Origin of the sequence: Ancylobacter terrae (genome assembly GCF_045108345.1) — a bacterium.
In the GTDB taxonomy this organism is placed as follows: domain Bacteria; phylum Pseudomonadota; class Alphaproteobacteria; order Rhizobiales; family Xanthobacteraceae; genus Ancylobacter.
Genome location: NZ_JBJGXH010000001.1, coordinates 589,405 through 600,587, shown reverse-complemented (window position 1 = coordinate 600,587; position 11,183 = coordinate 589,405). Strand labels below are relative to the sequence as shown.

10 protein-coding genes and 1 tRNA gene are annotated in these 11,183 nt (G+C 70.2%); 8 read left to right on the top strand and 3 right to left on the bottom strand.

Annotated features, from left to right (window positions below):
• Positions 1–4: 4 nt before the first annotated feature.
• Positions 5–1,480: an AMP nucleosidase gene (locus ACEUEL_RS02800; RefSeq protein WP_405701933.1), complete on the bottom strand. Its 1,476-nt coding sequence runs from the start codon at positions 1,478–1,480 to the stop codon at positions 5–7.
• A gap of 90 nt (positions 1,481–1,570) precedes the next feature.
• Entirely contained in the window at positions 1,571–2,665 is a 1,095-nt protein-coding gene (locus ACEUEL_RS02795) for an AraC family transcriptional regulator (protein ID WP_405701931.1), read from the bottom strand.
• Positions 2,666–3,391: 726 nt separating this feature from the next.
• Between ACEUEL_RS02795 and ACEUEL_RS02790 the strand changes: the two genes are divergently transcribed.
• From ACEUEL_RS02790 to ACEUEL_RS02755, 8 genes are all read left to right on the top strand, one after another.
• The gene (locus ACEUEL_RS02790) at positions 3,392–4,243 is read left to right on the top strand and encodes an outer membrane protein (RefSeq protein ID WP_405701929.1); all 852 of its coding nucleotides are present in this window, start codon (positions 3,392–3,394) and stop codon (positions 4,241–4,243) included.
• 184 nt (positions 4,244–4,427) lie between these two features.
• The gene (gene garD, locus ACEUEL_RS02785) at positions 4,428–6,020 is read left to right on the top strand and encodes a galactarate dehydratase (protein WP_405701928.1); all 1,593 of its coding nucleotides are present in this window, start codon (positions 4,428–4,430) and stop codon (positions 6,018–6,020) included.
• A gap of 83 nt (positions 6,021–6,103) precedes the next feature.
• Positions 6,104–7,453 carry a glucarate dehydratase gene (gene gudD, locus ACEUEL_RS02780; protein WP_405701926.1) on the top strand — a complete coding sequence of 450 codons (1,350 nt, stop codon included), beginning with the start codon at positions 6,104–6,106 and terminating at the stop codon, positions 7,451–7,453.
• Positions 7,454–7,473: 20 nt separating this feature from the next.
• Positions 7,474–8,244: an HpcH/HpaI aldolase family protein gene (locus tag ACEUEL_RS02775; protein WP_405701924.1), complete on the top strand. Its 771-nt coding sequence runs from the start codon at positions 7,474–7,476 to the stop codon at positions 8,242–8,244.
• Between the two features lie 127 nt (positions 8,245–8,371).
• Entirely contained in the window at positions 8,372–9,193 is an 822-nt protein-coding gene (locus ACEUEL_RS02770; protein ID WP_405701923.1) for a universal stress protein, read from the top strand.
• Positions 9,194–9,245: 52 nt separating this feature from the next.
• Complete coding sequence (locus ACEUEL_RS02765) at positions 9,246–9,440, top strand: hypothetical protein (protein WP_405701921.1); 195 nt, start codon at positions 9,246–9,248, stop codon at positions 9,438–9,440.
• A gap of 314 nt (positions 9,441–9,754) precedes the next feature.
• Positions 9,755–9,829 (top strand) — tRNA-Glu (locus ACEUEL_RS02760).
• Between the two features lie 277 nt (positions 9,830–10,106).
• Positions 10,107–10,259 carry a hypothetical protein gene (locus ACEUEL_RS02755; RefSeq protein WP_405701919.1) on the top strand — a complete coding sequence of 51 codons (153 nt, stop codon included), beginning with the start codon at positions 10,107–10,109 and terminating at the stop codon, positions 10,257–10,259.
• A gap of 128 nt (positions 10,260–10,387) precedes the next feature.
• On the opposite strand, the gene ACEUEL_RS02750 is transcribed toward ACEUEL_RS02755, so the two are convergent.
• A complete protein-coding gene (locus tag ACEUEL_RS02750; protein WP_405701918.1) occupies positions 10,388–11,128 on the bottom strand; it encodes an SDR family oxidoreductase in 741 nt (246 codons plus the stop codon).
• Positions 11,129–11,183 lie beyond the last annotated feature (55 nt).

Below are 11,183 nucleotides of genomic sequence, written 5' to 3'. Positions count from 1 at the left end.
GCCCTCAGCGGAACGGCGGCTCGTCGAAGGCGCGCAGCTTGCGCGAGTGCAGCGAGTCGAGCTGGCGCTCCAGCAGCGCGAAGGTCTCGAGGCCGATGGCGAGATGCTCGCTCACCGCGCGCTGGTAGAAAGCGCTCGCCGCGCCCGGCAGCTTGATCTCCCCGTGCAGCGGCTTGTCGGAGACGCACAGCAGCGTGCCGTAGGGAATGCGGTGGCGATAGCCCTGCGCCGCCAGCGTGCCGCTCTCCATGTCCACCGCGATGGCGCGGGACAGGTTGATGCGCCGCTGCTCCTGCGACCAGCGCAGCTCCCAGTTGCGGTCGTCATAGGTGACGACGGTGCCGGTGCGCAGGCGCTGCTTCAGCGCCTCGCCGCGCTCGCCGGTGATGCGCGCCGCCGCTTCCTGCAGCGCGACCTGCACCTCGGCCAGCGCCGGCACCGGGATCTCCGGCGGCAGGATGTCGTCGAGGATGCGGTCGCGGCGCAGATAGCCGTGCGCCAGCACGTAGTCGCCGATCTGCTGGCTCTGCCGCAGCCCGCCGCAATGGCCGATCATCAGCCAGCAATGCGGGCGCAGCACCGCCAGATGGTCGGTGATGTTCTTGGCATTGGCCGGCCCGACGCCGATGTTGAGGATGCTGATGCCCTCCGCCCCGTCGCCGCGCTGGAGATGGTAGGCCGGCATCTGGAAGCGCTGCCAGGGGGCGGCGGAAACCGCCGCGGCCGCCTGTTCGGGACTGTCGCCGCGCTCGACGGCCACCCCGCCCGGCAGCACCAGGCGGGTATAGGCGCCGCCCTCCTCCGCCAGCTGCCCGAGCGCCCAGCCGACGAACTGGTCGACATAGCGCTGGTAGTTGGTGAGCAGGATCCACGGGCGCACGTGCCGCCAGTCCGAGCCGGTGTAGTGCACCAGCCGGCGCAGCGAATAATCGACCCGCGCCCCGTCGAACAGCGCCAGCGGGCGCGGCTCGCCGGAATGGTAGTTCCACAGCCCGTCGGCGATCTCGTCGCCCACCGCCGACAGCGTCGGGATGGGGAAATAGCGCGCGAGTTCCTCGGCCGTCGCCCCGCCGCGCGCCAGCTCGTCGCCGCCGTCCAGCACGTAGGGATAGGGAATCTCCTGCCCGCTCTGGCGCACCTCCAGCGCCACCCCGAAATCGGCGACCAGCGGGCGCAGCTGCGCGAGCAGATAGGCGCGGAAGGCGCGCGGATGGGTGACGGTGGTGGCATAGGCGCCGGGCACCTGCAGCTTCGCCCAGGCCCGGCGCATCTTCGGCAGCGGGCCGGTCGGGTGCCAGTGCAGGCGCAGCTCCGGATAGCGGAAGCGGGCACGTTCGTCATGGCTGGGCGGCGTGCGCTCGGCAAAGAACCGGTCCAGCGCCGCGCGCTCGGCCGTCACCGCGGCCTCATAGAGCTCCTCGAGCCGCTCCACCGCCTGTTCGGGATCGGTCACGGCGGTCGGCGGCAGGGACAGATTCATGTCGGGCTTCACCTCTCCGGTTGTGCGCCTGCCTCGTCGGCCCGATGCGGTGCGCTTGTCAAGCCGGACGGGACCGGGTCGGCCGGGCGCCTAGCGGCGCAGACGATCGAGATGACGCGCCCGCCAGTCGCGGGGGGCGATGCCGGCCCAGTGGCGGAACGCGCGGCTGAAGGCGCTGGTTTCCGAGTATTTCAGCGCCAGCGCGATCTCCGTCATGCTCATCGTGGTGTTCTCGAGCAGCTGGCGGGCGATCTCGAACTGGATCTCGTCCGACAGCTGGCGGAAGCTGGTGCCTTCCGCCTCCAGCCGGCGGGTGAGGGTGCGCCGGGTGACGCCGAGCAGGTCCGCGACGTCCTCCACCGAGCCGGTGCGCGTCAGCAGCGCGGTGCGCAGCAGGCGTCGCACCTGCTCGCCGAAATGACCCGCCTCCTCCTCCTCGATGAGGTCGATCTGCTCCTGCAGCATGCGCCGCAGCGCGCCGTCGGCATGCGGCAGCGGCGTGTCGAGCCAGTGCGCGTCGAAGCTGATCGTGGTGGCCTCGGCGTCGAACGTCACCGGCCCGCCGAACTGGCGCTCGTAGCGCAGCGGCGAGGCGGGCTGGCGGCGCGAGATGGTGACCTGGGCCGGGGCCCAGTGCGGCCCGCACAGCCCGGCGAGCACGTTGCGGTAGATGGCGATGGCGCCGTCATAGATGATGTCGGTCGCGGCGACGTTCGGCGCGATGATCGTGTAACCCACCGTCGCCACCTTGTCCCGCACCTCGAACGACGGCACCGCGGCGTGATCCGTGTGGTGCAGATAGCGGGTGATGTCGTTCAGTGCCGTGCGCACGTCCGGCGCCTGCTTCAGCAGGAAGCCGACGAGGCCGAGCGACGACGCGGTGCAGCCGTCGGCGACCAGAAGGCCGAAATCGTTGCGGCGGGTGGTTTCCTCGATGAGATCGACCAGCCGGCCGAGGCGCTCCATCGCCACGGTGTTGTCGGGATGATCGAACAGCTCCGCCGGTACGCCGGCCGCATCGAACAGGCGCAGCGGCTCGACGCCGAGGCCGCGCAGAACGTCGGGGATGGTGATGGCCGGCCCGATGCGGATGCAGCCGAAAGGAACCCGGCGCCCGAGCCCCGCCCGATACACCTCGACCGGACGCGCCAGCGGCGTGTCGTCGGCGATCGATGCAACCGACATATGCCTTCCTCACACCGACGAAAGCCGGGACGGCGCGCCACGGAGACTGGAAACAAAAGTCAAGTTGTCGGTCGCAAATGTCAAGCCGGGCGGCACGAACAGGCGCAAATTTGAAATAACGCCGCCGGATTCCCGCACGCCATTCCGGCTGCGGCGCGCGAATACCCGGCTGGATCGTGACAGGATCAGGATAACGCAGAGGCACCGAAGAACAACAGATGGATCCGGCGCACCGCGGTCAAGGAAAAGGCCCCGCGGTTCGCCCTGTATAGCAATATAGAACCTACGACTATTTCCGATCCCCAAGTAGCCCCCGAGGCCCACTCCCACCCATCCGCGGCCGGCCGCCCGCCGTCTCGCATGCCCGCGATGAGCATCCCCATGATACTCCCGCTCCCCCGCCGGCCTATCCGCCCTGCTACTGATCGGCAGCAGACGGTCTCCCGGCCGGCTCCCGACGGGTTCCGGCCAGGGGGTGACGCGTCCGGAAAGGCGCCAGGTGGCGCAGCGTAACCCTCGGATACCGCAAAGCCACAGGCGGGGAGAATCCGTCGCCCGCGGGCGGATCAAGCGATGGCGGCGATTGCCGCGCCGTCGACCCGCCCCCTAGAACAGACCGGTGGCACGGGGCAGCGCGCCACCGGCATACGGCCCGGACGGGCGCGGAACGAAAAGCAGCGGCTCGCGAGATACCCTGCGAAGGGGCGGGCCGAACGGGGAAGCAGCATGAAGACGAGGCCCGTCACGACCATGACACACGCCAGCGGCACGAGCGCCGTGCGCACCGCAATCGCCGCCGCGCTGCTCGCGCTGGCCGCCCTGCCGGCCGCCGCGGCCGATCTCGGCGCCGCCCCGCCGGCGATGAGCGTGAAGGCCCCCGTACTGCCCGCCGAGGAGGACTGGCAGTACCAGGCGACGTTCTATGTCTGGGCGACAGGCATGAACGGCAAGGTCGGCGTGCGCGACCTCCCGCCCGCCAACGTCGACATCACGCCCGCGGACACGCTCAAGAATCTCAATGGCGCGCTGATGGGCTCCTTCCTCGCCAAGAAGGGCGACTGGACCTTCCTGGGCGACCTCATCTTCGCCGATCTCGGCGCCGACATGCTGCTCGGCCCCCGGGGCGGGCTGCGCGCCAGCCTCGACATCCAGCAGATCCTCGTGCAGGGCCTCGCCGGCTACCGCCTGCCGATCGGGCTGCCCGACAATGTCGCCCTCAGCGCGACCGCCGGCTTCCGCTACCAGCATCTCGACGCCGATTTCGGCATCGCCTCCACCGAACTGCCGATCGGCGCCAGCACCGGCGGCACCAAGGACTGGATCGATCCCACCGTCGGCCTGCTGCTGCAGTACAGCATCAACGACAAGTGGTTCCTCAACGCGCTGGCCGATGTCGGCGGCTTCGGCGTGTCCTCCAAGATCACCGCGCAGGGCTTCGCCGCGCTCGGCTACATGTGGACGCCGTCGGTCTCCAGCGCCATCGGCTATCGGGCGATCTACACCGACTACACCGACGGCGGCTTCGTCTACGACGTCACCCAGCACGGCGTGTTCATGAGCGTCGCCTACCATTTCTGAGGCGTACGGATACGCCGCGAGCCGTGCAGGGGCGGCGATCGATGCGCGTGACGCATCGATCCATCCAGCGATTGAGTTGGACCGTTGGCCCGATTGGGCCTAGCTCTGTCATCCGACGGCCGCGAAGACCCGCTGGCACCGTGACCGGCAGGCGCAACGACGGCGGCCGCGGGAGGACGACGCGATGCCGGCCGACGCCGACAGCCCCGCGCGGGACGCCGCCGCCCCCGTGACGCCCCCCGCACCGGGGTCGCCGGGCGACCCGCCGCGCACCATCCGCCTCCACGCCGACGACAACGTCGCCATCGTCGTCAACGCCTTCGGCCTGCCGCCCGGCACTCGTTTCCCGGACGGCCTCGTGCTGCGCGAATTCATCCCCCAGGGACACAAGGTCGCCCTCGCCGACCTCGCCACGGGCGATGCCGTCCGGCGCTATGGCGAAATCGTCGGCTATGCGCGCGAGGCGATCCCGGCCGGGAGCTGGGTCGAGGAATCGCGCGTCGATACCCCCGAGGCGCCCGACCTCGGCACGCTCGAACGCGCCACCCGCGTGTCCCCCGCCCTGCCCCCGCTCGCGGGATACACTTTCGAGGGCTACCGCAACCCGGACGGCTCGGTCGGCACCCGCAACATCCTCGCCATCTCCACCAGCGTGCAATGCGTCACCGGCACGCTGAACGTCGCGATCGACAAGATCCGCCGCGACCTGCTGCCGCGCTATCCGAATGTCGACGGCGTCGTCGGCCTTACCCACGCCTATGGCTGCGGCGTCGCCATCAACGCGCCGGAGGCGCCGATCCCGATCCGCACGCTGCAGAACCTCGCGCGCAACCCGAATTTCGGCGGCGAGGTCATGGTGGTCGGGCTCGGCTGCGAGAAGCTGGTCTCGGAACGCCTGCTGCCGGACGGCCAGAACGACGGCGTGATCCGGCTTCAGGACGAGCGCCACCACGGCTTCGGCATGATGCTGGAGTCGATCATGGCGATGGCCGAGCAGCGCCTCGCCGTGCTGGACCGCCGGCGGCGCGAGACGGTGCCGGCCTCCGAACTCGTGATCGGCCTGCAATGCGGCGGCAGCGACGCCTTCTCCGGCGTCACCGCCAACCCGGCGATCGGCCATGCCGCCGACCTGCTGGTGCGCTGCGGCGCGACGGTGATGTTCTCCGAAGTCACCGAGGTGCGCGACGCCATCCACCTGCTCACCCCGCGCGCGGCAACGCCCGAGGTGGCCGACGCGCTGATCCACGAGATGGCCTGGTACGACGACTACCTCGCCCGCGGCGGCGCCGACCGCAAGGCCAACCCCACCCCCGGCAACAAGAAGGGTGGGCTGAACAACATCGTCGAGAAGGCGCTCGGCTCGGTCGCCAAGTCCGGCACGAGCGCCATTTCCGGCGTGCTGGCGCCGGGCGATCGGGCGACGACGCGCGGCCTGATCTTCGCCGCCACCCCGGCCAGCGACTTCGTGTGCGGCACGCTCCAGCTCGCCTCCGGCATCACGCTGCAGGTGTTCGCGACCGGGCGCGGCACGCCCTATGGCCTCGCGCAGGCGCCGGTGCTCAAGGTGTCGAGCCGCACCGAGCTCGCCGAGCGCTGGCCGGACCTGATCGACCTCGACGCCGGCCGCATCGCCACCGGCAAGGCCAGCATCGAGGAGGTCGGGCAGGAATTGTTCGAGCTGATCCTCGACGTGGCGAGCGGCCGGAAGAAGCCCTGGTCCGACCACTGGGGCCTCTACAACGACCTCACCCTGTTCAACCCGGCGCCGATCACCTGAAAGCCGCCCGCCGGACCGCGACCCGCCTCGCCGGACCGGCCGACATCACCACGATCCCCGGGGGAATGCCGGTGCCGCCAGACATGACCGATGACGAACCCCGCGGCCTCTCGCGCACGCCGGTGATCACCGCCATGCGGGTGATCCCGGTCGCCGGCCGCGACAGCATGCTGCTGAACCTGTCCGGCGCGCACGGGCCGTTCTTCACGCGCAACCTCTTGGTGCTGACCGACAGCACGGGCGCCACCGGCCTCGGCGAGGTGCCCGGCGGCGAAGCGATCCGCCAAACGCTCGAGGATGCGCGCGACCTGGTCGTCGGCCGCCCGCTGGGCGCGTGGAACGCCGCGCTCAACGCCATGCGCACGCGCTTCGCCGATCGCGATGCCGGCGGGCGCGGGCTCCAGACCTTCGACCTGCGCGTCACCATCCACGCGGTCACCGCGGTGGAATCCGCCTTTCTCGACCTGCTCGGCCAGTTCCTCGGCGTGCCCGTCGCCGACCTCATCGGCGAGGGCCGCCAGCGCGACGCGGTCGAGATGCTCGGCTACCTGTTCTACATCGGCGACCGCCGCCGCACGCCCCTGCCCTATCGCGCGCCGGAAGCCGGGGACGGCTGGTTCCGGCTGCGCGACGAGGAAGCGCTCACCGCCGACGCGGTGGTGCGTCTCGCCGAGGCGGCGCACGAGACCTACGGCTTCAACGACTTCAAGCTGAAGGGCGGCGTGCTGGCGGGCGATGACGAGATCGAGGCCGTCACCGCCATCAAGCAGCGCTTCCCGGATGCGCGCGTGACGCTCGATCCCAACGGCGCCTGGTCGCTGACGGAGGCGATCCGGCTCTGCGCCGGCAAGGGCCACATCCTCGCCTATGCCGAAGACCCCTGCGGTGCGGAAGAAGGCTTCTCCGGTCGCGAGATCATGGCCGAGTTCCGCCGCGCCACCGGGCTGCCGACCGCCACCAACATGATCGCCACCGACTGGCGCCAGATGACCCACGCCATCCAGCTCGGCGCGGTCGATATCCCGCTCGCCGACCCGCATTTCTGGACCCTGGCCGGCTCGGTGCGGGTCGCCCAGCTGTGCCGCGACCATGGGCTGATCTGGGGCTCGCACTCGAACAATCATTTCGACGTCTCGCTCGCCATGTTCACCCATGTCGCCGCCGCCGCGCCGGGCCGGGTGACGGCGATCGACACCCACTGGATCTGGCAGGACGGCCAGCACCTCACCCGCGAGCCGCTGCGCATCATCGGCGGACAGGTCGCGCTGCCCGAGCGCCCCGGCCTCGGCATCGAGCTCGACTGGGACGCGGTCGAGGAGGCGCACGCGCTCTACAACACGCACGGCCTCGGCGCCCGCGACGACGCGCAGGCGATGCAGTTCCTGATCCCCGGCTGGACCTTCGACCACAAGCGCCCCTGCCTCATGCGCTGAATCATTCACGGAGAAACGCGATGGACGTCCTCACCAACCGCTTCAAGGCCGCGATCCGCGAGGGGCGCCAGCAGATCGGCCTGTGGTGCAGCCTCGCCAGCCCGATCTCGACCGAGGTCGTCGCCGGCTCCGGCTTCGACTGGCTGCTGCTCGACATGGAGCACTCGGCCAACGATCTGCGCGACATCCTGTTTCAGCTCCACGCCATGAGCGAGGGCACCGCCAGCGCCATGGTGCGGGTGCCGAGCGACGATCCCGTCGGCATCAAGCGCGTGCTCGACATCGGCGCGCAGTCGCTGATGATCCCCAATATCGACGACGCCGAGCAGGCCCGCCGCGTGGTGGCGGCCACCCGCTACGCGCCCTATGGCATGCGCGGCTTCTCGCAGGCCCCGCGCGCCGCCCGCTTCGGCCGCGTGCCGGACTACCACAACCGCGCGGCGGGCGAGATCTGCGTCATCGTGCAGGTGGAATCGCGCAAGGCGCTCGACAACATCGAGGCCATCGCGGCGGTGGAGGGCGTCGACGGCATCTTCGTCGGGCCCGGCGACCTCTCCACCAGCCTCGGCTTCCTCGGCCAGCAGAACCATCCCGACGTGGTGGGCACGATCGAGGGCGTCGTCGCCCGCATCACGGCGACCGGCAAGCCGGCGGGCATCCTCACCGCCAACGAGGAGCTGGCGCACCGCTATATCGCCGCCGGCACGCTGTTCACCGCCGTCGGCTCCGACATGGGATTGCTCGCGCGGACCTCCGAGGCGCTGGCCGCGCGCTTCCGCACCGGCGCCTGAACGGCTCGCCACCAGGACGGCGGCGCCGCGGCGCCGTCGTCGCGCCGTAACGGCTACGTGGCAGCACGGATCGTCCCGCGACCCGACGAGGGCAATAAGGTCGCGGCTCCCGCGAGGAAATGGATCCATGACCGGCTATCGCTACCGCATCATCCACCCGACCGACCTGTCGACCGCCGGCGAGGCGGCATTCGCCCATGCCCTGCGCCTCGCCACCCTGCTGAAGGCCGAATTCCACATCCTCCACGTCCACACGCCGGGCGAGCACGAGGACCCCGACGCCCACCCGCCGGCGGTTCGCGAGACGCTGGCGCGCTGGGGGATCATCGCGGCGGATACGCCGCGTGCCGCCGTGGCACAGGCGGCGGGTGTCCATGTCGTCAAGATCGACATCCGCGACCGGAGCGCAGCGGCCGGCATCGGCCAGTACATCGCCCGGCATCAGGCCGATCTCGTGGTGCTCGCGACGCAGGGCCGCGAAGGGCTGGATCGCATTCTCCACGGATCGGTCGCCGAGGATATCGCCGCGACGACCGACGTGCCGGTGCTGTTCGTGCCCTCCGGCTGTCGCGGTTTCGTCGACGCTGCCACGGGAGAGGCGTCGCTCGATCGCGTTCTCGTGCCGGTGGCGGGCCAACCCGACCCCGAACCGGCCCTGCTCGCCCTCGCCCGGCTCACCACGGCGATCGCCCTGCCCGACGATCGGGTCGCCTTCGTGCATGTCGGCGCGCAGCCGCCGGTGGTCTATTTCGGCACGAGCCCCCACCCCCAGCCCGTCCGCCTCCTCGAGGGCGAGGTGATCGCCTCCATCCTCTCGGCCGCCGCCGACGCCGATCTCCTGGTCATGCTCACCGAGAAGCGGGACAGCGTGATCGATGTGCTGCGCGGCACGACGACGGAGCGCATCATCCGCCACGCGCCCTGTCCGGTTCTCGCGATACCCGCCTGAGCGGAACCGGGAGGGACCCGTCGCGGTTTGACAGGCTCCAATGGAGGACATCATGGCGCGCGACCCCCGACTGCTGGATCAGAATCCCATCGTCATCGACCCCGCGGACGTGGATGCCGTGCTGGACGACCGCCCGACGCCGGTCTCCCCCGCGAACCGGCCGCCGATGGCCGAGATCGATTCAGACAATGACGACGCCCCCGATCGCGGCCCGGCACCGGATGAGGCGGACAAGCCGGCGGGCTGACGCCGCTGCACACCTGTCGGGCGGCGCGGCAGGCTGGTCCGCCCGACCGATCCCACTCGCGCGCGCCAGTTCATTGGGTGGCAATCCGGCCGATGTCCCGGCCGATCTAGCGACCGACCTCGCTCGCGCGCGCCAATTCATTGGCGGCGTGAGGCGGACAAGGCATGGGGCGGACCCGGGAGCCCGTACCGGAGCGAACCGGAGAGACTTTATCGGCGCCCATTCCGGCGCCGGCACGAAATGCGGGCACGGCCCGCACGGACGACTTGATCCTTCGATTATTTCCCTCTAAGAGGACGCCTGCCGCGAGCAATGCGCCCATCGTCTAGCGGTCAGGACGTCGCCCTCTCACGGCGAAAACCGGGGTTCGATTCCCCGTGGGCGCGCCAAAGTCTTTTAGATTCAAGATTTTGAGCTCCTAAAGAGAGCTGCCGGTGGCAGCCTCGCGGCATGGATTGGCCCCCTTCGGACATGCGCCATCGCCAGTGGCTCGGCACACGTTGGTGCGCCCGTATGGGGATCAACTGGCGGCGGTCGAACAGCGCGGCGTCATCGACGCCTTGGGTGCCCAGGATGTCGACGTCAGATGGCCGGGCGGTCTTCTCGGCCGTGAAGCTCTCGGCCGGGCCGCACCTCCTATGGCCGGCATCGTGGACGAGGACGTCGATGCGGCCGCTTTCGGCGATGATCTTGGCGGCCGCGGCCGTCGCCCGACTCCGACTGCACATCGTGATCGAGCGGGCGGATAGCGGCACCCGGCAGGGTCGCCATCTCGGCGGCGTCCCCGGCATTCCGGCCGGCGGGCGCATCGAGACGTAGGCGATGTGCCCGGTCTTGGCGCGCCTCGGCGGTCAGCGGACCAAAGCCGGTCGACACGCCCGTGATCAGGACGAACTTCCGGGTCACAACGGAAAGACTTCCCTTATCCGGGTGGCGTGGAGCCTCGGTCAGATGATCCCGCCATTGGCGCGCAGCACCTGCCCGTTGATCCAGCCGCCGTCGGGGCCGGCAAGAAACGACACCGTCGCGGCGATGTCATCGGGCTGACCGAGACGCTCCAACGGCGCGAGCCTGGTGAGCTGATCGATGACGGCCTGCGGCTTGCCGTCCAGGAACAGCGCGGTCGCGGTCGGCCCCGGGGCGACGGCGTTGACCGTGATGTTGCGGCCGCGCAGCTCCTTCGAGAGCACATGCGTCATGGCCTCGACGCCCGCCTTCGTCGCGGCATAGGCCGCATAGGTCGGCAGGCAGAGACCGACGACGCTGGAGGACAGGTTGACGATCCGGCCGCCCTCGCGAAGGCGCCTTGCGGCCTCGCGCAGGGTGTTGAAGGTGCCCTTCAGGTTGATCGCGACCTGCCGATCGAACAGCGCGTCGTCACTGTCGGCCAGCGTCGCGAGCTTCATGATGCCGGCGTTGTTCACCAGCACGTCGATGCCGCCGAAGGCGGCCTGCGCGGCGTCGAACATGCGGGCCACGGCGGCGGGATCGCTCACATCGGCCTGCGCCGCGATGGCGCGTCCCCCATCGGCCTCAATCGCCTCGACCAGAGCGTCGGCCTCGCCGGCGCTGCCGGCATAATTGATGACGACGGTGAAGCCGTCCCGGGCGAGACGCGTCGCGATCGCCGCGCCGATGCCACGCGAACCGCCGGTGACGATCGCGACTCTGGTGCTGTCGGTATCCATGTCGGTCTCCGTTTTGCCGCTCGTCGATGAGCGATGAGTGCAATTTGCTACCGGG

Bases quoted from the DNA above. Each gene is read 5' to 3' on its own strand.
- ACEUEL_RS02800 (WP_405701933.1), bottom strand. From the start codon at position 1,480: ATGAATCTGTCCCTGCCGCCGACCGCCGTGACCGATCCCGAACAGGCG.
- ACEUEL_RS02795 (WP_405701931.1), bottom strand. From the start codon at position 2,665: ATGTCGGTTGCATCGATCGCCGACGACACGCCGCTGGCGCGTCCGGTC.
- ACEUEL_RS02790 (WP_405701929.1), top strand. From the start codon at position 3,392: ATGAAGACGAGGCCCGTCACGACCATGACACACGCCAGCGGCACGAGC.
- garD (WP_405701928.1), top strand. From the start codon at position 4,428: ATGCCGGCCGACGCCGACAGCCCCGCGCGGGACGCCGCCGCCCCCGTG.
- gudD (WP_405701926.1), top strand. From the start codon at position 6,104: ATGACCGATGACGAACCCCGCGGCCTCTCGCGCACGCCGGTGATCACC.
- ACEUEL_RS02775 (WP_405701924.1), top strand. From the start codon at position 7,474: ATGGACGTCCTCACCAACCGCTTCAAGGCCGCGATCCGCGAGGGGCGC.
- ACEUEL_RS02770 (WP_405701923.1), top strand. From the start codon at position 8,372: ATGACCGGCTATCGCTACCGCATCATCCACCCGACCGACCTGTCGACC.
- ACEUEL_RS02765 (WP_405701921.1), top strand. From the start codon at position 9,246: ATGGCGCGCGACCCCCGACTGCTGGATCAGAATCCCATCGTCATCGAC.
- ACEUEL_RS02755 (WP_405701919.1), top strand. From the start codon at position 10,107: ATGCGGCCGCTTTCGGCGATGATCTTGGCGGCCGCGGCCGTCGCCCGA.
- ACEUEL_RS02750 (WP_405701918.1), bottom strand. From the start codon at position 11,128: ATGGATACCGACAGCACCAGAGTCGCGATCGTCACCGGCGGTTCGCGT.